This window comes from Echinimonas agarilytica (assembly GCF_023703465.1).
Lineage (GTDB): Bacteria > Pseudomonadota > Gammaproteobacteria > Enterobacterales > Neiellaceae > Echinimonas > Echinimonas agarilytica.
The window spans coordinates 67,400-90,858 of sequence record NZ_JAMQGP010000001.1; the positions used below are offsets into that span (position 1 = coordinate 67,400).

Annotated in this window: 19 protein-coding genes; 12 read left to right on the forward strand and 7 right to left on the reverse strand. The window is 45.5% G+C overall.

Going from position 1 to position 23,459, the window contains the following annotated elements; genetic code table 11:
• The first annotated feature begins 206 nt into the window (after window positions 1–206).
• Window positions 207–3,398, forward strand: a complete 3,192-nt coding sequence (locus NAF29_RS00265) for an Ig-like domain-containing protein (RefSeq protein ID WP_251259421.1) — start codon at window positions 207–209, stop codon at window positions 3,396–3,398.
• A gap of 105 nt (window positions 3,399–3,503) precedes the next feature.
• Here the strand turns inward: NAF29_RS00265 and NAF29_RS00270 are convergent, their stop codons facing one another.
• From NAF29_RS00270 to NAF29_RS00300, 7 genes are all read right to left on the reverse strand, one after another.
• Entirely contained in the window at window positions 3,504–4,559 is a 1,056-nt protein-coding gene (locus NAF29_RS00270; RefSeq protein WP_251259422.1) for an ABC transporter ATP-binding protein, read from the reverse strand.
• Window positions 4,556–6,178, reverse strand: a complete 1,623-nt coding sequence (locus tag NAF29_RS00275; RefSeq protein ID WP_251259423.1) for an ABC transporter permease — start codon at window positions 6,176–6,178, stop codon at window positions 4,556–4,558. The genes NAF29_RS00270 and NAF29_RS00275 overlap by 4 nt, the downstream gene beginning before the upstream one ends.
• A 42-nt stretch (window positions 6,179–6,220) precedes the next feature.
• On the reverse strand, window positions 6,221–7,240 hold the full coding sequence (locus tag NAF29_RS00280; protein ID WP_251259424.1) for a Fe(3+) ABC transporter substrate-binding protein: 1,020 nt from the start codon (window positions 7,238–7,240) through the stop codon (window positions 6,221–6,223).
• 130 nt (window positions 7,241–7,370) lie between these two features.
• Complete coding sequence (locus NAF29_RS00285; RefSeq protein ID WP_432763219.1) at window positions 7,371–8,339, reverse strand: sterol desaturase family protein; 969 nt, start codon at window positions 8,337–8,339, stop codon at window positions 7,371–7,373.
• A 15-nt stretch (window positions 8,340–8,354) separates the two neighbouring features.
• The gene (locus NAF29_RS00290) at window positions 8,355–10,580 is read right to left on the reverse strand and encodes a TonB-dependent receptor family protein (protein ID WP_251259426.1); all 2,226 of its coding nucleotides are present in this window, start codon (window positions 10,578–10,580) and stop codon (window positions 8,355–8,357) included.
• Window positions 10,581–10,594: 14 nt separating this feature from the next.
• Entirely contained in the window at window positions 10,595–11,794 is a 1,200-nt protein-coding gene (locus tag NAF29_RS00295; RefSeq protein WP_251259427.1) for an imelysin family protein, read from the reverse strand.
• Window positions 11,795–11,896: 102 nt separating this feature from the next.
• Complete coding sequence (locus NAF29_RS00300) at window positions 11,897–13,615, reverse strand: DUF4856 domain-containing protein (RefSeq protein ID WP_251259428.1); 1,719 nt, start codon at window positions 13,613–13,615, stop codon at window positions 11,897–11,899.
• Between the two features lie 450 nt (window positions 13,616–14,065).
• Here NAF29_RS00300 and mioC point away from each other — a divergent pair, with 450 nt between their 5' ends.
• From mioC to atpA, 11 genes are all read left to right on the forward strand, one after another.
• A complete protein-coding gene (gene mioC / locus NAF29_RS00305; RefSeq protein WP_251259429.1) occupies window positions 14,066–14,527 on the forward strand; it encodes an FMN-binding protein MioC in 462 nt (153 codons plus the stop codon).
• Between the two features lie 344 nt (window positions 14,528–14,871).
• Window positions 14,872–16,761 (forward strand): tRNA uridine-5-carboxymethylaminomethyl(34) synthesis enzyme MnmG, encoded by a 1,890-nt coding sequence (mnmG, locus tag NAF29_RS00310; protein ID WP_251259430.1) that lies wholly within the window; start codon window positions 14,872–14,874, stop codon window positions 16,759–16,761.
• Window positions 16,762–17,391, forward strand: coding sequence for a 16S rRNA (guanine(527)-N(7))-methyltransferase RsmG (gene rsmG / locus NAF29_RS00315; protein WP_251259431.1), 630 nt, complete (start codon window positions 16,762–16,764; stop codon window positions 17,389–17,391).
• Between the two features lie 13 nt (window positions 17,392–17,404).
• The gene (locus NAF29_RS00320; RefSeq protein WP_251259432.1) at window positions 17,405–18,199 is read left to right on the forward strand and encodes a ParA family protein; all 795 of its coding nucleotides are present in this window, start codon (window positions 17,405–17,407) and stop codon (window positions 18,197–18,199) included.
• Window positions 18,200–18,220: 21 nt separating this feature from the next.
• Entirely contained in the window at window positions 18,221–19,114 is an 894-nt protein-coding gene (locus NAF29_RS00325) for a ParB/RepB/Spo0J family partition protein (protein ID WP_251259433.1), read from the forward strand.
• Between the two features lie 119 nt (window positions 19,115–19,233).
• Entirely contained in the window at window positions 19,234–19,665 is a 432-nt protein-coding gene (locus NAF29_RS00330; protein ID WP_251259434.1) for an ATP synthase subunit I, read from the forward strand.
• Between the two features lie 14 nt (window positions 19,666–19,679).
• Entirely contained in the window at window positions 19,680–20,525 is an 846-nt protein-coding gene (gene atpB, locus NAF29_RS00335) for a F0F1 ATP synthase subunit A (protein ID WP_251259435.1), read from the forward strand.
• A gap of 48 nt (window positions 20,526–20,573) precedes the next feature.
• Window positions 20,574–20,807 carry a F0F1 ATP synthase subunit C gene (gene atpE, locus NAF29_RS00340; protein WP_251259436.1) on the forward strand — a complete coding sequence of 78 codons (234 nt, stop codon included), beginning with the start codon at window positions 20,574–20,576 and terminating at the stop codon, window positions 20,805–20,807.
• 67 nt (window positions 20,808–20,874) lie between these two features.
• A complete protein-coding gene (gene atpF / locus NAF29_RS00345; RefSeq protein WP_251259437.1) occupies window positions 20,875–21,345 on the forward strand; it encodes a F0F1 ATP synthase subunit B in 471 nt (156 codons plus the stop codon).
• 15 nt (window positions 21,346–21,360) lie between these two features.
• Window positions 21,361–21,894, forward strand: coding sequence for a F0F1 ATP synthase subunit delta (gene atpH / locus NAF29_RS00350; protein ID WP_251259438.1), 534 nt, complete (start codon window positions 21,361–21,363; stop codon window positions 21,892–21,894).
• Between the two features lie 15 nt (window positions 21,895–21,909).
• Window positions 21,910–23,451, forward strand: a complete 1,542-nt coding sequence (gene atpA / locus NAF29_RS00355) for a F0F1 ATP synthase subunit alpha (protein ID WP_251259439.1) — start codon at window positions 21,910–21,912, stop codon at window positions 23,449–23,451.
• Window positions 23,452–23,459: the final 8 nt, after the last annotated feature.

The window sequence follows — 23,459 nt, forward strand, 5'->3', positions numbered from 1 at the left end:
GATTCAGTGCATAACCATGAACTGATTGTTTTTTAAAGAAAATAACACGGGGCGAAAAAGTGTGATGTGAACGCTTGGTCGAAATGACAGGGCTCTTTACTCTCTCGGCTTAAACGAAGTTTAGTGGAAAGTATCCAGAGCCCCTCTTTAGGACGTGTGGTATTCGAACTTGATTTCGTGCACTTTCGAAACACATAGGTAGATTCATGATGTCACGTTATTTTTCAGTTCTCGGATTATCAATTCTAGCTGCGGCCTGTGGTGGAGGTGGAGGTGGAGGTTCAGGTCATACTGAGCTGCCCATCACCAATCAAGCACCTAACATTCACATTACTTCACCAGAAGCGAATCAAGTATTTACTTCGGATGAGGACATATCCTTCGTCGCCACTGCCAGTGATAGCGATGGCTCTATCGCCAGTGTCGCATTTTACCTTGGCGATAATTTACAAGCGACAGACCTCGACTCGCCATACTCAGTAAGCTTAGAAGGGCTTAGTGTCGGAGCACACGTACTAACAGCTGTGGCAACCGACAATGACGGCGCAACAACGACCTCAAGCGCCATATCGATTCAGGTCAATACCGTGCCAAATGTTGCGCCTACCGTATCGCTCACAGCGCCTAGCGGCAATACTGAATATACCGAAGGCGAGTCACTAACTGTCTCTGCAACGGCAAATGACAGTGACGGTAACATTACTCAAGTTGAATTCTTTCTCGGCAGCAAATCATTAGGTACCGACGCGAGTTCTCCGTTTTCGGTTAGCCATAACAACCTTGTACTCGGAGCGTACTCCATTACCGCAATTGCAACCGACAATGACGGCGCAACAACGACCTCAAACGCCATATCGATTCAGGTCAATAAACCCAATTCTATTGAACCTGAGCAAGCCCCCTCTGCGTTGTATTTTTACAATCAAATTCCCTACCAATACCTCGAACTTCACTGGCAAGACAACAGTAATAAAGAAACAGGCTTTCGTGTAGAGCAACGTTTTGAAGATCAAACCGCTTGGGTAAAATTGGCCACTCTCACTGCGAATACATCGAGCTGGAATACCAATAGTTATGATCGCTCAGGACCAACAGCTGAACTCCGAGTGGTTGCACTTTTCGGTGAGCAAGAGGTAGCAAGTGACCCTATTCGCGTGGTTGGCCAAAGCGACACCTTAGAAGTATTTTCGGAAGTCGCGGGGATTCGCTCTCCCAAAGATCATACGATGACTTCTGTCACTTCAGGTGAACTCATCACCTTTAGCGAATTACAGGATCAAACTCCGGCTGATCCGTCTCAAGGCAAGGCTACTCAAGTTTCTACCTTCTTTTCTATTCAGGTAAAAAAAGCGGGCACGGACGATACATTTCTCGATTCGCCAACGTATGAAACTCGGCCTCAATTGCGCAATTACAAAGCACAAAATGACCCAGCACATTCTGGGGGTCACAAACCCTACGGCTACTCCAACTATGGGCCACATGCCAGCCAAACAGGGCGAACTCTGCACCAAAAGCATTGGACCAATTTCGATAGTAGCGACAATGTGACTGTTCAGATTAATTTGCTAGAAACAGCCTCTCTGTCTGGTCCAATCAACATTGCTGATGTTGAAATTCACCCCGCACCTTTGTCGATGAAACAGATCGACACCACAACGTTAGAAGTTGAGCTTCCCGGCGCACCGAACTACGCAAGGCATTATCGGGTAGCACTTAACCGCGACGCTTGGGATGCAGAAGTACCAAATCGTGACGGCACTATTATTGAATCTCCACTGTATCTTTTCGTCAACCCTATGCATTTAGCGCCAGCCTCAGCACCGGCAGGAGAAATTAAAGAATTTGATCAAGGCCAGCTGGTGGTGATCGGTTCAGGAATTCATCTACCGAATTCCACATATCAACATTTTGGATCGGGCGCCAACGACACAATGGTCGAGCTCTATGCCCCCGCAGATGCGTATCTTCACTATGGTTTCTTAGTCAAAGACCCAACCGCGGACTTAAAAATATGGGGACGCGCCATCTATTCAGACGAGATGTTTGTGGTTTACCCAGACACAGACGACTACTTGGGATCTGATGAATCACGAACCCCTTGGGCCAGAACGCGTGCCATTGCAAATAACCCTTGGGGGATTGATGATGCTTGGTGGAGCAGTCACTTCCACGTCAATGGTAACCCAGAAAACAAGGTTGTGTTTGATGGTTTCACCAACATTGGCGCTCGCATGGGCACCGCAGTAACGTCCGCAACTGTCGATATTAAGAATCACAAAGACGTGGGCTATGGTGGAGGAACTTATCAATCTGGTAACGGAGAAAACGTCTATTACCTAGGTAACATGATGTCCAATGATGATGATGTGACGTACATTCATGAAACATACAAAATGGAACACAATACCACCTTCAATGAGCACAATGGCCCTAGTTTCCAATTTGGCTGGGGCGTGAATACCCAAGCTGCGGGCGGTAAAATCTATCATCACACAGTGTTAAGTTCCAACCGCAGGGATGAAACAGGCTATGGTAAAAACCACGGTGTGTTTAATAGTCGCTTGCAGTTAGGAAACTTAGAACAACATATAGGCGGCCACTTTGAAGATTTTGACTTTTGGGGCAAGGAAGTCATCTTGTTTAATCTTCAAATTTGGCAAGATCGTCAGGATGAAACAAACACTAACCAAACCAGCTTGCTCTCAGATAAAGTCTTTAAAGATTTTGAAATTAATGAATTGCCATACCTTCAGAACCAAATAAAAGGCACAGAGGATACCAATACAGGCAACGTAGGTTACATTCGATTTTTGCACTTCGATAACGTCAATTTTGAAGGGCAAGCACTGGCCAGTTTGGATGACAGAAACTTGTTCAGCTACAACGAGTATGCATTGGTTCATACCTTTACTTTCTTTAGCTTGCCACCCGCAGTAGCACAACCACCGGCAGGAACAGCGCCACTAGGGAAGCAGATCACGATCAAGGCATTGTCAAACGACACCTTTGTTCAAGCCGACAGCAGCTTGCCTGAAAGCCTGAGTCCACTTACCGCGAATGACGCCGCCGGAGCTCAAACGTTTACAGTCGTCGATGCCGGCAATGGTTACATTGCATTGAACGCTGAAAATAACTTTTACGTGAAAGCCGACTCGAAACGCTATGGCTACATTCACACCCTACCCGATACGATTCGAGGTGATGACGAAACGCAAGAAATCACCGAAGAGGCTAAGTTTATCTGGGTCGACAACAATAACGGCAGCTTCAGCCTTTATTCCAAATCTATGGCGCTCTATATCCGAGTTGAAGCCGGTTCGGGACCAGAAATGCCACTCTATGCCGCTCATGATGTGGTTGATGAACACGCCAGCTTTGAATATTTTGAAGAGTAAAACCAAGTGATGGTCAAACCCAATACACACGCTTTTGTATTGGGTTTACCAACGCGCATCCATTCATTCACGGGCAAATAGCAAGGTCAGTATCAGAAGTGTTTATTAGGCGTGACTAAAAAATACAGCCTGCTGTGAGATAAGTGATACAGGTAGGCTGTTCAACATATCATCAACATCTAAATCCGCTGGCACATGACAAAATATGCGGGATTGCTGCTCAAGCTGAAGCTCGTAGCGAAGATGGTGCCCACAGTAAGCTCGACTCAACACAGGCAAGGTGATTGAACTGTTGCGGTCATATTGAATCATTTCTTCGCGAACCAATAACTGACCCAATGTACCATCAGCGAATGACTGCGTTGATGATGGTGCCACCTGCCCCAATGCTGTTTTAATCACACCTTGCTGGACTTCTCCGGCGATCAAAATGCCGCGTCCAATAAATGTCGCCACAAACTCCGTGGCAGGTTTGCAATAAAGTGCCTGCGCAGCATCATATTGGTGAATGGTGCCCTGTTGCATCACAGCAATACGGTCGGCTAAACCAAAAGCTTCTTGCTGATCATGCGTGACGATAAGAGTGGTAATACCTTCGTGCTTTAAGATTTGTCGTAATTCAGGCACAAGTACCGACTTTAAATGCGTATCAAAGCCTGAGAAGGGTTCATCCATGAGTAAGAGTTTAGGCTTAGGCGCCAATGCTCGAGCCAATGCAACACGTTGCTGTTGGCCACCCGACAGCGCAGCTGGATACTCATTGGCTTTATCTTCAAGTCCAATTAATGACAGTAGTTGTCGCAAACGTTGCGCCTGTTCCGTGGCTGTTTGACGATGTAACCCAAAACAAATATTTTGAGCCACCGTCATATGCGGAAACAATGCCAAGTCTTGAAACACCATACCGATTTGGCGTTGTTCAGGAGCCACCACACCAAGCGCAGATGATAACTGTGTACCATCCATCACGATTTCGCCCTGACAAGGTTGTAGCAATCCAGCAATGGTTTTGAGTAAGGTTGATTTGCCACACCCGCTAGGGCCAAGCAAACAGTTCACTTCTCCTTGGCGTAATTCTAGCGATACCTGTTGCAACACACGATGACCATCGAGTTGCAACTGAAGGGAGTTAACTAACAAGTGGGGCGCATCATTCTTCATTGGCTATTTCTTATAATATTGCGGTTTAACAACAGCACAGGTATTAGCCCGGCCAATACCATGAGTAACGCGGATGGGCCCGCATCGTACAAACGCTCATCAGATGCCATTTCATAGGCGCGAACCGATAAGGTATTAAAATTGAAAGGGCGCAAAATTAAGGTGGCAGGAAGCTCTTTCATTACATCCACAAACACAATCAGTGCTGCGGTTAACACACTTGGCCGTAACAACGGTGCGTGTATTTGTCGCACCACTTGCCAAGGCGTTCGACCCAATAGCCGAGCAGATGCATCGAGTGTGGGCTTAATCGTCATCATGCCACTTGAAATAGAGCCCACTGCAATCGTCATAAAACGCACAGCAAAAGCAAATACAAGCGCAACCAACGATCCCGACAAGAGCAATCCGCTGTCGATGCCAAACAAGCTTGCAATCCAGGTGACTACCGAGTGATCAAGCGCCGTTAACAACACAATGACGCCAATGGCGATAATCGTACCGGGCAAGGCATAGCCTAACGAAGCAATACCAATGGACAAGGTGATCCACCAGCTTCGATGCAACCTTGCCGCATAACAAAGAACCAGCGCCAAAAGTACGGTAATCATCGCAGCGAGCGAAGCCAACATGATGGAATTAACCGACAATTCCATGAAGCTAGAATCAAACCATTCGGTACTTTCTAAGCCCCATAAAAACAACACAGTAAAGGGCAAAATAAAGCCCAAAAAGCACGGCAGAAGGCAAAGTAGTAAAGCAAGCCCAGCATTCCAGCTACGTAATTTCAGTGGCGCCGATGTCGTGCCCGAATCTTCTAAGGCGTGGAACGACATGCCTTTTCGGCTGCGCTTCTCCATTGCATAAAGTACCAGTACAACCACCAGCAAAACCAAAGATAACTGAGCCGTTGCAGACTCATCACCAAAGCCGTAGTAGGTTCTAAATATGCCAGTGGTAAAAGTCGAAACCCCAAAATATTGCACAGTGCCGTAGTCAGACATGGTCTCCATCAGAGCCAGCAATACACCCGCAGCAATGGCCGGACGCGCTAACGGTAATGCAACCTTCCAAATATTACGCCACACCGATGAACCAAGCGTTTGGGCTACGGCATTGAACTGATGACGTTGATCCAAAAAGGCTGACCGTGCGAGTAAATACACGTAGGGATAAAGCACCAATGACAACACAATAATTGCCCCGCCAACCGAGTGAATATCGGGGAACCAATATTGTCCGTATTGCACCTCAAAGGTATTTCGGATCCATGTTTGTACCGGGCCAAAGTCGCCCAACATTCCACTATATGCGTAGGCAACAATGTAAGCAGGCATCGCCATGGGTAACACCAAAAACCAGTTACAGATGCGATGCATTGGGAATTGGCAGTTAGCAGTTAACCACGCAGTAGGCACGCCAAGAAGAAGAGTTCCGAGGGTTACCCCGACCATCAACACTAACGAGTGGCTGACATAATCCCCCAATACCGTCTCATACAGATGCACCCACACATCGCTGGGTGAGGTGAATGCAAGATATAGCACGCACAAAATGGGCGAAGCCAACACTGTGGCTATGCCCAAAGCAGACCATGAAATAGACGAAAAACGACGCATTATGATGGCTGAATGCGCCAACTCGGAACAACGAGATTCACGTTATTTCCAACCTGCTTTGTCCATTAAGCGAACGGCTTGTTGGTTATATTCACCCAAAGAGCTAAGCGCCACTGCGTCGGCTTTAAAGCGGCCCCAAGACTGCAAGGTGTCAGACGGTTTAGCGCTTTCTATCACAGGATATTCGTTGTTCACTTCTGAGTACCACGACTGCGATTCAGGCTTGAGCATAAATTCGATAAGTTGCTGAGCTTGGGTTTTGTGGCGAGCTGAACGCGTGATCGCAATACCACTGATATTCACGTGCGTGCCACGATCGGCTTGATTCGGCCAGAATACGCCCAAAGCCTGCACCACACTCTGATCAGCGGCTTTATCGCTATTGCTTAAACGGCCGAAGTAATAGGTGTTTGCAACCGCAATATTACAGACGCCTGCGGCTGCAGCGCGCAGCTGATCCGTATCACCACCGACAGGAGAGCGAGCCATATTTGCCACTAAACCTTGTGCAAATTGGGCCGTCTTATCTGCCCCTTCAGCAGCCAACATCGATGCAATCAACGATTGATTGTAGATGTTCGATGATGAGCGAATACAAATTTGCCCTTTCCATTTTGCATCGGCAAGATTTTCGTATGTGGATAGCTCTGCGGGATCTACCTTACCTTTGACGTAGAACATAGGACGCGCGCGCATCGTGAGTCCTAACCACTGGCCGTCAATGTCACGATACTTTGCTGGCACAACATTGGAAACAAACTCTGAGCCGTGAGATTGCAGCAACAGCTGCTCTTTGGCACGATAAAGTCGCCCCACGTCAGCTGTGATTAGAACATCTGCCGGAGACTTACTGCCTTCTTTTTTCAAGCGAGAAATCAACGCATCATCTTTACCAGTAATCAAATTCACTTCAATGCCCGTTTGCTGAGTGAATTGGTCGAGCAAGGGTTTAATCAAAGCTTCCTTGCGTGATGAATATACATTCACTTCATCAGCCATTGCGCTACTGCCAATCACAGAACACATCATTAAGGCAAAGAGCTGGGGTAATTTGATCTTCATAGTTGCTTCCCTAACTATATAACAGAGCACTATCGTATTTGTTTACGAAGGCTGGAGTTTAACAGAATTTTAATGTTCAGTACGGTGTTAACCAAGCTGGCGTTCCGGCCGATTAACAAGGGATTTTTATTCATTCTCGAGACTTCGGTGTGCGCCACCACATTAATTGCAGCGCGCTTTGCTTAAAGGGTTCTAGATAGATTTCAAGCAGGCTCTCATGGTGAGCTTCGTGCTTACCTAAACCAAAGCGAACGCGCGGAGCTTGCGATGACAGGATCAAAGAACCGGCCAAGCGATCCCATATAGCGAGCGCTGACCCCAAGTTTTTATCAAAGTGTTGGCGCGCATCACTATGATGAATTTGATGCTGTGCCGGACTTATAAACCATTTCTCTATGGTATTTCCCCATGCCCAACGTACGTGAGAATGACGTAAGTTCGATCCCATAATATTGAACACAAACACAAACAAGTTTGCCCCTAATAGGTCGTACATTTTGAGTGTTGGGCCAAATAGATAATAGCCAATGCCCACTGCGGTTCCTTGCGCTAACGCCATACGACAAGCATAAAAAAAACTCTCAACCGGATGACTTCGGTAAATCGTCATAGGGGTCAGAACTTTGGCCGAATGATGTACTTTATGGAATGCCCACAAAAATGGAATTTTATGTAAGGCTAAATGCAGCAAGAATCGGGTTAAATCATCAAGAACAAAGAGTAGCAAGGTGAATGATGCAACCACTACTGTTTTATGGGTGGTGACGGGCAAAATGGAGCCAAACACCCACTCTAAAAAATCAGATAGACCGATGGCGATAGGCACCATCGTCAACACGAGCGGTGCCCAAAGCAATGCTTTGAGTAACCGGTTGATGACAAAAAGTAGGTAATCTAGTTTAGCTGAATCATGAAGCCAAATTTTAGGATGAAACAGAAAGCGTCTCAAACCTTGAGTGGAAGGCGTTGAAGTCCCCAACCAATACACCATGGTTGCGACCCCCAACGCACTCAGCAAGTACAGTGAGTAAATGCGTTTGTTGGCATCGATGAGATAGCTTGGTAAATCTGCCAAACTTGTGGTCATCAGGTCCAGCAATGACTTAGTTCCTCATTAAAACTTGTACTTGTAGCCCACTTGCAAGGTACGCGTCATTGTTGGGCGTGCACCATAAGGGCGTCGGCTAGTAATATCAGCGTCATCGAACAAATTATCAACCTTGGCATACACACGGCTTTGGCTGTTAATGTCGTAGTTTGCTGCAATGTCCACATTGATGTAATCGTCGGTGTAAACACCGGCCAATGTGGCATCATCAGGATCGCCTGTAAGTTGCTGTTGCGCTGTTTCTGGCATTTCATCACTGTAGCTGACGAGCAGGGCCACTTGCCAATTTGAAGCCGTTAATCCGACGCTTGCTGTAAGCATATGCTCAGCAAGGTAAGGGACAGGATCGCCTTTTTCAACAAAGCCCCACTGTTCAAAGTCTGAATAGAACGAACTTTTGAATTCAGAATCTGTATAGGTATACACCACAGACCACGGCAGATCATAATCAGCATTTAACGCAAATGAGTGTTGAATGCTGGCTTCTAAGCCATACACGTCCACTTCACCGCCACTAAATTCCAAATCAGTATCGCAGCCAGCTGAAATTGAGCAACTTTCTTTAAGATTACTGTAATCACTAAAGAAGCCAACGAACTCAGTGCGCAAGGCTTGATCGGAGTACCGCCAGCCAAGTTCGTAGTTCACACTTTCTTCAATATCAATGGACGCATCTTGGATTGGGCTGGTGGGCACAAAGCCTTCGTGAACACCACCAAATATACCGCTATTTTCAGATAAGGCATAAAATGCGCTGATACTTGGCAACCAAATAGTAGTGGTTTTATCTTGATAATCTTGTTCTTGGCCTGGCGCTCGATTTTGATACGAACCCTCAATGTGTTCCCAACGCACACCGGCAGAAACCGTTAAGTCACCAAACGTCATCGAGTCTTGCACATAGGCCGACAATGCATCTGTTTTTTCGGTATTAGTGCTGGTTGCACGGGTATCTTCCCCCGTGTTCTCTAACACGCCGCTGCGCATAAAGAAGTTGGTTTCTGTGTGATTTCGTTCAATCTCATCTTCATGATAACGAACACCGGCATCGAGGGTATGAATGAGGCCAAATAACTCGGGTGTCCAAGTTAAGTCAACTTGAATACCTTGGGAGTAATAATCACGGTCATTGTTACCCAGCACCAAAATTTCCTGCGCTGTACTATCTTGTTGGCCCGTTAAAACCTGATAGTAAGCTTGATTTGATTCATCCGTTGGATGGGTCAAAATTTCTTGTAAAGTCGGGACTGAGCCACCTTGCGAGCTGGTAAAGCCGTTGAGCTTAAACCAAGCACGACTAAAGTCATTCCGGTAAATTCGCGTAGTAGCGTTAAAGTTGTTCACTTCAAAGTGGTGAGTCAACTGAAGTTGGCTGTGATCCCAGTCCATGTTGTCGAGCTGGCTTGCTGAGTAGCGACGATAAGGCCGTTTTGAAAAGTCATCATCCGTTAAGCCCAAGTAAGTTTCATCAGATTCTTCTTCTGAATAGCTCGCTTTTAGCTCAATCAGCTGACGATAACCTTTGCCACTGAGATCAACATTAAACTTGGCCATAAAATCAGACTTTTTAAAGCCGGTATCATCGCCACCATCTAACTCTTTAAAACCGTCCGTTTGAACATGTAACCCTTCGACTAAGAAGCCGTACTGATCAACCGTGTTGCCGTAATGGCCATGTGCTTTGCCGTAGTTATCTGAACCATATGCAACGTCAATAGCACCTTCAGAGCTATCGGGAACCTGACGTGTGACCAAGTTCAATGCGCCAGCTACCGTGTTTGGCCCGTACTTGATCGTCGATGGACCTTTGGTGACTTCCACCGCCGTCATGCGGCTAGTCATCGGGAAGTAATAAGCGGCTGGGGCAGAGTAAGGAGCGGGACCAATAAGTATCCCATCTTCCATGATGTTGATTTTCTTGCTGCGCTCGGGTGTCACGCCGCGAAAACCAATGTTTGGCCGTAAACCATACCCGTCTTCTTGACGAATATTCACACCTGGTACGGTTGCCAAAACACGGGCGATGTCGTCATATTCGAACTTTTCAAGTTCTATCTCATCGATGAGTGTAACCGACCCGGCTGTTTTATTGAGCTCTTGCTGAGCTCCAATAATACTGATCCGCTCTACTTTTACATCCGAATCGTCCGCGTAAACGCTTGGCGAAACCGTGCCGAAAGCGAGTCCTAACGCTGCAAATAAAGGAGTGTGGTGATATATGTTCACGCTCATGTGCTGTTTGTCCCTTAGTCGTTATCACCGGCCGATGTGGCTGGAAGCTCCAATGCCAAACTTTGAATAAAGTCATTCTTCATGATGTCAGTAACATCTTTAATTTCGGCGTGAAGTTGTTCTACTTGCTCCGGATCATCTTCCAATAGCTGCTTTAAATTGCGATCCATTGCTTTGGTCATCGCCAATGCTTCTTCAATTTCAGCTTGCATACGTTCAGCTGTTTCACTGTCGCCTACATCGAGCAAATAGTCTTTAAAGCCAATATCACCGTCTTCGCCACCCATATACAACTGAAGCAACGCTTCTAAATTGGCAGCAATATTCTCAAATGAATGGAATGCGAACTGCGATTCTGTATTTTGCGCACACGGACTTAAGCCACAATCATTTGCAAATAAACCAACCGGTGTCGCTAATTTTGCATCTTTGGTTTGCTTGTCGGTATAAAACAAGCTGTCGGAAACATCATTCACCGCCTCATGCACATCTGCAAACGGGCTTCCCGCGCTCCCTGCATTTTTTAATATTGCCGCATAACCGTTGGTCCCTTGCCATGCAGCTAACAATTCGCTGGCATTGGCATTGAGATCTTCAGACAACAGTTGCGCAAATTCACAACGCGCTATGCGCCTGTCATCTTCTGTACGACTATTCCAACCTTCTGGTTCGGTGCCAAAAACGGTACAGGTATGATCAAGGTTGTTGTTAAATAATAAGTATTCCAGAGCATCTAACCCTTTTCGAGTCGATGTGCGAGCGGCCACGTCGTAACCAGGTTGCTCAGCGAGCACAATATCTTGGTCCACAGCACAGGTACTGACGTTAGGCCAAGAGTAGATTTTATTGCGTAACGATCCGTCGTTTTCCAATAATGGACCGATTTGCATCAATTCAGCCATTTGCCAAACAGTCATGGTGGCTTGCCAGTCGGTTTGAGCCTGCGCAAGTGCATCTGCGTATGAGCCACTCAATGCAGAACAATAGCTGCCAATGCTGTTATCCAAAGTTTGCGTCAAGTTAGCGAACTCTGAAAAAGTAGGCAAAATGACATTGTCAGTCATCGATTCCAACATTTGGTTTTGATCAAAGCTTGTGCTCGGAGGCGTGCTTGGCTGACCAAACTGATCGCCTTGGCGGCTACTCGTACTCTCACCACACGCAACCACTAATGTTGCCAATGCTAGTGCAGATAGCTGTAACGAATGTGCCATCGAAGAGTCTCCAAAATAGTAGTGATTTAAAACGCAAAAAGAGGATAGCCCCCTAGGGCCACCCTCTAACATATGCGCTAAACGTTTGTTTGCGAAATATATTTACCAATTAGCAACATTTTCGCTATTGAATTCATACGCAGCTTCTAGCAAATCGCGCGCAGTCAATAAATCTGCTTTATACGCATCGACATCGCCAATCAGTACTGGAGCATCAGCCATTAAAGTGTGCATTTGTACGAAATCAGCATCACTCAATGGAGATAAACGGTTGAACTGCAAACCCAATGCAAAAGCTTTCATTTCTGACCAATGCTTGGCTAAATCTGAGTAGCTAAAATCATCCGTCCCAATTGCATCAAGATCTGCATTGGTGTCATTGATGTAATGAACAACAGTGGAAGCAATTGATTTTTCCCAAGCCATTAGTGCTGCATCACGATATTCAAGCAGTTCGGTCATTTGAGCTTCTGTCAGCTCAGTACCTGCTGTATCATTTAACAACTGACGACCAGCCAAGAAAGCATTGATCGCATCAGCTGTTAAGTCCGTTGCTACTTCAGCTCCTAAATCACGCTTGGCAGCATTGGTCGATTGACCAAAGTTGAATTCAGAATTGAAATCGATCGCACCATCGCTATTGGCATCTTGATACCCTTGCCAATCTTCACGGCCCCCCTTACTTCCGATTTCTTCATCGCTGTAATCGAGGTAGTTACGTGCAGCACCAAAGTAACCAAAACCTTCATCGAATTGATGTTCAAGGCTGGTATAAGCACTGCTCGTATCTGTGTGATCAGACAACAAGCCTTTGCCGTCGGTATCATGATCTAAATAGTCATCCGCGCCTTGCGAGAAAGCGACTGACATAAGTAAGAACTTCTGAATCAATTGCTTTAAATCACGGCCATCATCAGTGATGTACAACTTAGTAATGTCATTACCAAATGGGTCTTGGCGAACAGTACCGTCTAATTGCGTTTGAGCATTGTCAGACAACATATCGAAAAAGGTTCGAGTCAATTGCTCTGGCGTTGTTGAGCCCATAGCACCCCAACCGGCAAAATCACCATTGTTCCAATCTTTGTGCTGACCGGTTGCATCGTTACCGGCAATTTTACCCACCAAATTCTTTTCAGAACCGCTGATATCAGCCAGGGTTGTTTGGCTGCTTGCAGGTGTTGTCATTGTCATCAATGTACGCTGAGACAATACATCGTAATCGGGCACATCAAAGTATGAGTTCAACGCAGTATCAACGTCAGCTTTCGAAGTAAATTGACTATTACTATCAAATTCCTGCGTATCACCGAGCTGGGTGTCAATGAGAGCATTTAATTCATTAATCAGGATATGACGTGCAATTTGGCCAGAGTAAGATACGGCAGATTCACCAGACATGCTTTGGCTTTCAAAATCATAATAATCAAGTGCATCTTCAACATCGATGGTGACTGTTTTGGCAAAAGTATTGTTCGCACTGTCGGTCACGGTGATGTCAAGGTCGACGCTTTGCTCTTTTTCAAAATCGAATGACACGCCTTCAGCGAGCATAAGGCCATTGCCGTCAAGCGCAAAACGAGCATCATCAACACTAAAAGTAAAGGTGTCGCCAGTGTCTGCATCCGTTGCCGACAATGTACCGATGACTGCGCCAACGGCATTTTCAGTAATACTCGTAGCAGAGAGCGTAATATCTGTTGGCGCTGTATTTGTTGGACTAGTGTCTGAAGAGCTGCTCGATCCACCGCCGCAAGCGGTTAACCCCATAACAGCTGACGCAATGGCTACTGCAAGTGTGGTACGGTTGCTAAAAAACATAAAATCCTCTGTTTTTGTGATGCTTTTTTAATCCTTGTTGCTGAGGATTATGATATTAGTACTAATGATAATCAATATTATTTACAAATTTATAATTAGTTAGTTTTATTTCAGTAACACAATGACTACATTTGACAGCTCACTTTGAAAAACTCCGATGAACTCTTGGTGGCTGAGGGCTTACCATTTGTTTTTAGCGGTGGGCACTATGAGTAGATAAAGTCGAATACCAAGTTCAATTCCCTTCAATACTTTACCGTTAGGTTGTAGCTATCACTGACGGTTTTAACGTGTTATTCCCTAACTGAAGATTGAACTTAAACATCTAGCCTGATTCGAACACCCAAACAAGATTAAAGAAAGATCGGCCACCCATGTGGTGATTTAACCTCTGCATATCAATATCAATTCAAGTTAAACTATGGCCAACATTAATCAGCGTAGAACACTATGAAAAAAATCCAAATCCTCTGCGGCACAATGCTCGGCGGCACCGAATATGTTGCCGATATGCTCAATGATGCACTGACCAATCAAGGACTGGAATCTCAGGTGCACATGGAGTTCGAGCAGATTTCAGATCTCGCAGAACCCGATTCATTTTGGCTGGTCTGCACATCCACTCATGGAGCTGGAGATTTACCCGACAATATCGAGCCATTATTGGAATATTTACAAGCTCGCCCCGATCTCAGACACATTAAATATGATGTGATTGGTATTGGTGACAGAAGCTATGACACCTTTAATCAGGCTGCTCAGACCTTAGATGAAGAGCTTGAACAGTGTGGTGCAGTTCGACTATCTGAACCCTTACTCATTGATGTACAAGAAGATCCTTTACCAGAAGAGCCTGCTTTAAACTGGCTCACAGACTGGTACAACACACATGTTTATCAGGATTGTGAATAACTCAGTTAATATCCATTGTTTTAAGCTTGTTTATCCACTGTATAAAGATCAACTCAACAACACCTGTGGATAAGCAAGGCTTTTGATCACGGGATCTTACCAACTTGATCCAAGCTAGATCACAGTTTAGAAAACTTATAAGTAACTGTTTTATATTTAAAATAATTACTTACCCACAGAGATCGCGTTACTTAATAGTAATAACATTAAGATCTTTTAAAGATCTAAATAAAGATCTATTAAGATCCTTTCTTTGATCAAATCCGATCGTTTACTTTCGCTTAAGCTCAGAGAAGGTTAAAATACCCGGCTACTTCGTGCCTTGAACACAATTGAGAACAACCATGGACCTGCAACAACATTTTGATGTCATCGTGATCGGAGGCGGTCATGCTGGTACAGAAGCAGCGCTTGCTGCTGCGCGCTCCGGCAGTAATACATTGCTGCTCACTCACAACATTGAAACGTTAGGGCAAATGTCATGTAATCCTGCGATTGGTGGTATTGGCAAAGGTCACCTCGTCAAAGAAATTGACGCACTTGGCGGTGCAATGGCGTTAGGAGCGGATCGCGCAGGTATTCAATTCAGAACATTGAATGCCAGCAAAGGACCAGCAGTTAGAGCGACTCGAGCACAAGCTGATCGCGTACTTTATCGAGCAGCAATCCGAGAAATTATTGAAAACCAACCTAATTTATTGGTATTTCAACAAGCATGTGATGATTTGATCGTTCAAGGTGACAAAGTCACAGGAGTCGTGACCCAAATGGGCCTTAAGATCACGGCTAAAACTGTTGTATTGACCACAGGGACGTTTTTAGCAGGCCAAATACACATCGGCTTAGAAAACTACTCTGGAGGCCGTGCAGGCGATCCTCCTGCGATCTCGTTGGCACATCGTTTACGTGAATTACCATTGCGTACCGATCGCTTAAAAACTGGAACGCCGCCTCGCATTGATGCACGAAGTTTGGATTTTTCAGTGATGCAAGCACAACCGGGCGATACTCCAACGCCTGTTTTTTCGTTCATGGGAAGCCAAGCGCTGCATCCACAGCAAATTCCTTGCTTCATTACGCACACGAATGAAAGTACGCACGAAATAATTCGTGGTGGATTAGACCGAAGTCCAATGTTTACAGGGGTTATCGAAGGTGTTGGCCCGCGTTATTGCCCATCGATTGAAGACAAAGTGACGCGCTTCGCTGATAAAAATTCACATCAAATTTTTGTTGAACCAGAAGGTTTAACAACGCATGAAATCTATCCCAATGGTATTTCAACGAGCCTACCATTTGATGTTCAAGTTGATTTAGTACGTTCGATCAAAGGCTTTGAAAATGCCCATATTACACGTCCAGGTTATGCGATCGAATATGATTATTTTGATCCCCGCGATCTGAAGTTTTCATTGGAAAGCAAATTTATTGAAGGGCTGTTTTTAGCCGGGCAAATTAACGGCACAACTGGCTATGAAGAAGCCGGTGCTCAAGGTCTTTTAGCAGGCTTGAACGCATCGAGAATGGCACATGAGCATGACGCTTGGTCACCCAAGCGCGATCAAGCATATATGGGCGTATTGATCGATGATCTGGCAACATTGGGAACAAAAGAACCCTACCGCATGTTTACGAGCCGTGCCGAATACAGATTGTTACTTCGTGAAGACAACGCTGATATTCGTTTGACCGAACAAGGACGGAAACTTGGGTTGGTGGATGATGCTCGCTGGGCGCGGTTTAACCAGAAGATGGAATATGTAGAGCTTGAAAAACAACGTCTTAAAGATAATTGGGTCCACCCCCAGCATGAATCTGTTGAAGCTTTGAATCCATTGCTCACGCAACCAATTAGCCGCGAACACAGCTTAGAAACCATTTTGCGTCGGCCTGAGATGACTTATGCGCAACTGATGTCGATTGACTCGATTGGGCCTGGTCTAGAGGATCCCGAAGCGGCTGCGCAAGTTGAAGTACAAATCAAATATGCCGGATACATTGAGCGTCAGCTTGGTGAGATTGAAAAGCAAAAACGCAACGAACAAACCTTGCTACCCACTGATTTGGATTTTTCCGTAGTGCCGGGATTATCTAACGAAGTGGTGGCCAAATTGAACGATGCAAAACCGCAAAGCGTTGGACAAGCATCTCGTATCTCAGGCATTACACCTGCTGCCATTAGTGTGTTGTTGGTTCATTTGAAAAAGATGGGCTTGTTGAGGAAAACTGCTTAAATGAGTCGTTTAGCAAAGATATTAGAAGACGGTTTAGCCTATCAAGGCATGTCCCTTACCGATCATCAAAAACAACAATTGGTGGGGTATGTTGAATTACTCGACAAATGGAACAAAGCGTATAATTTAACGTCCGTTAGGAATCCTGACGAAATGATGGTGCGCCATATTTTGGATAGCTTGACTGTTGCCCAACATTTAGCGTCAGATGCATCGTACATCGATGTAGGTACGGGGCCTGGTTTACCCGGAATACCATTGGCGATTGCGATGCCTAACGCGAACTTTACCTTGCTTGATAGCTTGGGCAAACGTGTGCGCTTCATGATGCAGGTCAAGCACCTGCTGAAATTAGACAATATTAACCCCATTCAAAGTCGAGTAGAGGCGCACCAGCCGCCTGCTCCTTATGATGCAATTCTGAGTCGCGCATTTGCCTCAATCAATGATATGCTCAATTGGTGTGGTCACTTAGGTCAGCAGTTTTTGGCCATGAAAGGCGTGTATCCCGAACAGGAAATAGCTGATTTACCCAACGAGTTTGAATTGAAAACAAGTCACTCTTTGGACGTATATGAGCTTTCGGAAGAGCGCCATTTAGTTGTGATTGAAAAAACATCAACCGATTGATCATGGAGTTCCTGTGGGCAAGGTAATTGCGATTGCCAACCAAAAAGGTGGCGTTGGTAAAACAACAACAGCGGTAAATTTAGCGGCATCAATGGCTGCCACAAAACGCAAAGTGTTGTTAATCGATTTAGATCCGCAAGGTAATGCAACCATGGGGAGCGGAGTTGATAAGTACGATGTGGAAAACACCGCTTATGAACTTCTCGTTGATCAAAAGCCGCTTGATGAAGTTGCTGTTAAAAATACGGCAGCTGGCTATGATGTCATCGCAGCAAATAGCGATGTAACAGCCGCAGAAATTAAATTGATGGAAGTGTTTGCGCGTGAAGTTCGGCTTCGCACCGCGTTAGCGCCCTACCTAGATTACTACCAATACGTATTTATAGATTGTCCACCGTCGTTAAACTTATTGACCGTGAATGCGATGTCGGCTGCCGATTCTATTTTGGTGCCAATGCAATGCGAGTATTATGCGCTCGAAGGCTTAACTGCCTTACTCGATACGATCAATCAATTAACGGCTGTGGTGAACCCTAATTTGCATGTGGAAGGGATCTTACGAACCATGTTTGATCCGCGAAACCGTTTGGCCAACGATGTGTCAGACCAACTTCGTGCGCATTTTGGTGACAAAGTTTATCGAACTGTTATTCCACGAAATGTGAGACTCGCTGAAGCGCCAAGTTTTGGCACTCCAGTGATGTATTACGACAAAGGCTCGACTGGCTCGAAAGCCTATTTGTCATTGGCGGGCGAAATACTTCGACGCGCCGAAAATGAAACCGACGACAGCGATACCGCAGCTTAATTAGAGGAGAGTGAGTTACTCATGTCAGTGAAAAAACGTGGCCTAGGAATGGGTCTAGAGGCCTTGCTTTCTAATAATCAGGCCGCGCGCGATAAGACCACTGAAACTCCTGACGAGTCGTCTAATGCGATAGAAGCGTCGAGCAATGAACTAAAGAAATTACCCATTGAACTGCTTCAGCCGGGTAAGTACCAGCCACGAAAAGACATGTCTGATGAAGCGTTGGATGAATTAGCCAATTCAATCAAAGCTCAAGGCATTATCCAACCCATTGTAGTGCGTTCGGTTGGACCTGAGCAATATGAAATCATAGCGGGAGAACGCCGCTGGCGCGCTTCACAAATTGCAGGCTTGGATGTTATTCCTTGTTTGGTAAAGGAAGTGCCAGACAACGCCGCTGTTGCAATTGCGCTGATTGAGAATATTCAACGTGAAGATCTCAATGCGATGGAAGAAGCAATTGCCCTCGACCGCCTCATGAATGAGTTTGAATTGACACATCAACAAGTGGCTGAGGCTGTGGGTAAGTCTCGCACCACTGTATCAAATTTACTCAGATTGAACAGTTTGTATCCACCCGTTAAAACGATGCTTGAGCATGGTGACTTGGATATGGGTCATGCGCGCGCATTATTGGCATTAGAAGATGAACGTCAAATTGATGCTGCAAATACTGTTTCAGCCAAATCTTTATCGGTTAGAGAGACCGAAAAATTGGTAAAAAAGCTGCTTGAACCGGTTCGAAAGACGGCGAAAAAAACAATCGATCCAAACATAGAATCGCTTCAGAATGCACTTAGCGAAAGGCTTGGCGCGTCTGTTTCAATCAGCTGCAACCCTAAGGGACAAGGCAAACTCGTGATTGATTATTCCAATCTCGATGAGCTTGATGGAATATTAAGCAGAATCAACTAATGTTACACGGTTGGTTAACCACTGAGCTGATGAGTTGATTCAGATCAAATGGTTTGTTGCATTTTACCCTTGAAACCCCTTAAAATTCGCCCGCTTTATAACGAAACACTGGTTGGACTATGTTAAGTAGCTTGTTACTGAAACAACAACTGGGGACAAAAGCAACGCGGGCGTCATTGATTAATGCTGCGGGTCGACGCTTAGCAAAAACAATAATACTGATTCAAATCATTGTTATTGCACTAGCATGTGCGGTATCTCTAATAGGAATCGGAAAAAACGCGGCAATTGCTGCATTTGCAGGTGGAATTAGTGCGTTAGTGCCCTACGCTATTTTTGCGAAATTAGCGTTTTCTTTAACAGGTGCTCGCATGGCTCAAAACACAGTTCGAGCTTTCTACCTTGGTGAATCGGTAAAAATTTTTTCCAGTGTGATCTTTTTAGTGGTCGGGCTGGCTATATTTAGGTTCAATGCTGAACTGATACTCATTGGCTATGTCATCGCCATGGTACCGGTTTGGCTCGGACCTCTGTTTTTAAAATCTAGATAAAATCGGGACGATTTATGGCTGCCACAGGTGAAGCTCTGACATCTTCAGAGTACATCAAGCACCACCTCACAAACCTTCAAGTTTGTGCTGCTGAAAACGTAGACGCTGCAGGTCACTGCACTGGCTTTTGGACATTCAATGTCGATTCGCTATTCTGGTCTGCTTTTTTAGGTGCTTTATTCCTATTCATTTTCCGCTCAGTTGCTAAAAAAGCCGATACCGGCGTACCTGGCAAACTCCAATGCTTTGTTGAGATGATTGTTGAGTTCGTAGACCAAAGTGTCCGCGATACCTTCCACGGTCGCAGTCGTCTCATCGCGCCATTGGCGTTAACAGTTTTTGTTTGGGTGTTTTTGATGAACCTGATGGATTTGATTCCAGTGGACTGGATTCCTAGCCTTGCGACAGCGGCTGGTATCCCGTACATGAAAGTGGTTCCATCAACGGATCTCAACATCACATTCGCATTAAGCCTCAGCATATTCGTATTGATCTTGTTCTATACCATCAAGGTCAAAGGGTTTATGGGCTTAGTCAAAGAGTTGACCATGCACCCATTCAACTCTCCCAACAAATTCGTTCAAGCGTTATTCATTCCAGTTAACTTGTTGCTGGAAAGTGTCACCTTGATTGCGAAGCCTGTATCACTTGCTCTGCGTTTGTTCGGTAACATGTACGCAGGTGAGCTGATCTTCATCTTGATTGCAATTATGTACAGTGCGGGTGTCCTTTTGGGCGGTCTTGCTGGGGTACTTCAGCTTGGCTGGGCTATCTTCCACATTCTTGTGATTACGTTGCAGGCATTTATCTTCATGATGCTGACTATTGTTTATCTAAGCATGGCCAGTGAAGACCACTAATCTTTAATTTACTTTTAATTCATAACAACCATTTGATTGGAGACACCAATGGAAATAGTACTGGGTCTTAAATTTATCGCTGTAGCTTTGCTAATCGGTTTTGGTGCTTTAGGTACTGGTATCGGCTTTGGTTTGCTAGGCGGCAAGTTCCTAGAAAGTTCAGCTCGTCAACCAGAATTGGCTCCTCAGTTACAGGTGAAAATGTTCATCGTAGCTGGTCTGCTTGATGCTGTGACTATGATCGGTGTAGGTATCGGTCTGTACTTGTTGTTCGCTGTTTAATCGACGCTCTAGTGATATTGAACGTCCACATTAAACATTTAATCGAACCAACGAAGGAGGAGAGGTCGTGAGTATTAATGCTACCCTAATCGGCCAAACCATCGCCTTTTTAGTTTTCGTTTGGTTCTGTATGAAGTTTGTCTGGCCGCCACTTATGGCAGCCATTGAAGAGCGTCAGAAGAAAATCTCTGACGGTCTTGCTGATGCAGAAAAAGCTGGCAAGCGTCTTGAGTTAGCTGAGGTGAAAGCCAAAGACTCTCTCAAGCAAGCTAAATCAGAAGCCGGTGAAATCATCGATCAGGCGAACAAACGCAAGAACCAAATCATAGACGAAGCGAAGACTGAAGCTCAGGCCGAACGCGAGAAAATTCTTGCTCAAGCTCAAGCTGAAATCGAATCAGAGCGTAACCGTGCTCGTGAAGAGTTACGGACTCAAGTTTCAACATTAGCAGTTGCTGGTGCTGAAAAAATCTTGGAGCGCTCTATCGATCCAGCCGCACATAGCGACATCTTGGACAAATTAGCGTCTGAGCTATAACGGAGGGTTTGACGAATGTCTGAATTGACAACTGTCGCCCGCCCTTATGCAAAAGCAGCATTTGAGTATGCTGTTGAGCACAAGGCGTTAGACAAATGGTCCGCCATGTTGAGTTTTGCTGCTGAAGTAGCAAAAAACGAGACTGTGGGCACTGTGCTGGCCAGTGGTGAATCACCGGAGCGCGTTGCAGACTTGTTCATTCAAGTGTGTGGCGAACAACTCGATGAGTTCGGTCAAAACCTAGTGAAGGTGATGGCTGAAAATGGACGTCTTCTGGCTTTGCCTGACGTTCTCGTGATTTATTCACAATTGGTGACCGAGTATCAAAAGAAAGCAGAGGTTGACGTCGAGTCAGCCGTTGCCCTGACCGATGCTCAACAACAGCAAGTTAGCTCCGCTATGTCAAAACGGCTAGCTCGTGAAGTCCGTTTGAACTGTACTGTTAACCCAGAGTTGGTTGGCGGAATGATTATTAAGGTCGATGATCTTGTAATTGACAATACAGTGCGCGGGAAACTAGAGCGTATGGCCGAAGTGCTACAATCCTAATCGGGGACTTAGAGCATGCAACTGAATTCCACAGAAATCAGTGAACTGATCAAAGAACGTATTGAGAAGTTCAATGTAGTAAGTGAAGCACGAAACGAAGGTACTATCGTTTCTGTTTCTGACGGTATTATCCGTATTCATGGCCTTGCTGATGTAATGCAAGGCGAAATGATTGAATTGCCTGGCAGCCGCTATGCAATTGCACTTAACTTAGAGCGTGACTCTGTAGGTGCAGTTGTTATGGGTCCTTATGCGGACTTGGCTGAAGGCGTTAAAGTTAAAAGTACCGGACGTATTCTTGAGGTGCCAGTAGGTAAAGGCCTATTGGGACGTGTTGTGAATACATTGGGTGAGCCAATTGACGGAAAAGGACCTATCGATAACGATGGTTTCTCTCCTGTTGAAGTGATTGCACCTGGTGTTATTGCACGTCAATCAGTTGACCAACCTGTAGAAACAGGGATTAAGGCAATTGACTCCATGATTCCAGTTGGCCGTGGCCAACGTGAGCTGATCATTGGTGACCGTCAAACCGGTAAAACTGCGATTGCAATTGATGCCATCATCAACCAACAAAACTCTGGTATTTACAGTGTTTATGTTGCGATTGGTCAAAAAGCATCAACCATTGCAAACGTGGTACGTAAACTCGAAGAGTATGGCGCACTGAGCAACACCATTGTGGTTGTCGCTTCTGCTTCTGAAGCTGCTGCGTTGCAATACTTAGCTCCTTACTCTGGCTGTGCCATGGGTGAGTATTTCCGTGACCGCGGTGAAGATGCATTGATCGTATACGATGACTTGTCTAAGCAAGCCGTTGCATATCGTCAAATCTCACTGTTGCTGAAGCGTCCACCAGGCCGTGAAGCATACCCAGGTGACGTTTTCTACCTCCACTCCCGTTTGCTTGAGCGTTCATCGCGCGTAAACGCTGAGTATGTAGAACAGTTCACTAAAGGTGAAGTGAAAGGTAAGACCGGTTCTTTGACTGCGTTACCTATCATTGAGACCCAAGGTGGTGACGTTTCTGCGTTCGTACCAACCAACGTAATTTCGATTACCGATGGTCAAATCTTCCTTGAAACTGACATGTTTAACGCTGGCCTACGCCCTGCTGTTAACCCAGGTATTTCGGTTTCTCGTGTGGGTGGTTCTGCGCAAACTAAGATCATTAAGAAGCTCGGTGGTGGTATTCGTACTGCTCTTGCTCAATATCGCGAAGTGCAAGCGTTTGCTCAGTTCGCATCTGATCTTGATGAAGCGACTCGTCGTCAGCTTGAGCACGGTGAACGTGTTACAGAGCTGATGAAGCAAGCACAATATGCACCATTGAGCACTGCTCAAATGGCGGTATCTCTGTTTGCAGCTGAAAAAGGCTACTTAGACAAGGTTGAACTTGCCAAAGTTAGCTCTTTCGAAGCAGCTCTTCATTCTTACGTTGCTAGCGAATATGCTGAATTAGTGAACACCATTAATGAAGCGGGTGACTACAACAAAGATATTGAAGCGTCTTTGACCGAAGCGCTTGATAAATTTGTTGCCACTCAAACCTGGTAACTGGTGAG

Excerpts from the sequence above, each read along its gene's own strand:
- NAF29_RS00265 (WP_251259421.1), top strand. The coding sequence starts at position 207 with ATGATGTCACGTTATTTTTCAGTTCTCGGATTATCAATTCTAGCTGCG.
- NAF29_RS00270 (WP_251259422.1), bottom strand. The coding sequence starts at position 4,559 with ATGAAGAATGATGCGCCCCACTTGTTAGTTAACTCCCTTCAGTTGCAA.
- NAF29_RS00275 (WP_251259423.1), bottom strand. The coding sequence starts at position 6,178 with ATGCGTCGTTTTTCGTCTATTTCATGGTCTGCTTTGGGCATAGCCACA.
- NAF29_RS00280 (WP_251259424.1), bottom strand. The coding sequence starts at position 7,240 with ATGAAGATCAAATTACCCCAGCTCTTTGCCTTAATGATGTGTTCTGTG.
- NAF29_RS00290 (WP_251259426.1), bottom strand. The coding sequence starts at position 10,580 with ATGAGCGTGAACATATATCACCACACTCCTTTATTTGCAGCGTTAGGA.
- NAF29_RS00295 (WP_251259427.1), bottom strand. The coding sequence starts at position 11,794 with ATGGCACATTCGTTACAGCTATCTGCACTAGCATTGGCAACATTAGTG.
- NAF29_RS00300 (WP_251259428.1), bottom strand. The coding sequence starts at position 13,615 with ATGTTTTTTAGCAACCGTACCACACTTGCAGTAGCCATTGCGTCAGCT.
- mioC (WP_251259429.1), top strand. The coding sequence starts at position 14,066 with ATGAAAAAAATCCAAATCCTCTGCGGCACAATGCTCGGCGGCACCGAA.
- mnmG (WP_251259430.1), top strand. The coding sequence starts at position 14,872 with ATGGACCTGCAACAACATTTTGATGTCATCGTGATCGGAGGCGGTCAT.
- rsmG (WP_251259431.1), top strand. The coding sequence starts at position 16,762 with ATGAGTCGTTTAGCAAAGATATTAGAAGACGGTTTAGCCTATCAAGGC.
- NAF29_RS00325 (WP_251259433.1), top strand. The coding sequence starts at position 18,221 with ATGTCAGTGAAAAAACGTGGCCTAGGAATGGGTCTAGAGGCCTTGCTT.
- NAF29_RS00330 (WP_251259434.1), top strand. The coding sequence starts at position 19,234 with ATGTTAAGTAGCTTGTTACTGAAACAACAACTGGGGACAAAAGCAACG.
- atpB (WP_251259435.1), top strand. The coding sequence starts at position 19,680 with ATGGCTGCCACAGGTGAAGCTCTGACATCTTCAGAGTACATCAAGCAC.
- atpE (WP_251259436.1), top strand. The coding sequence starts at position 20,574 with ATGGAAATAGTACTGGGTCTTAAATTTATCGCTGTAGCTTTGCTAATC.
- atpH (WP_251259438.1), top strand. The coding sequence starts at position 21,361 with ATGTCTGAATTGACAACTGTCGCCCGCCCTTATGCAAAAGCAGCATTT.
- atpA (WP_251259439.1), top strand. The coding sequence starts at position 21,910 with ATGCAACTGAATTCCACAGAAATCAGTGAACTGATCAAAGAACGTATT.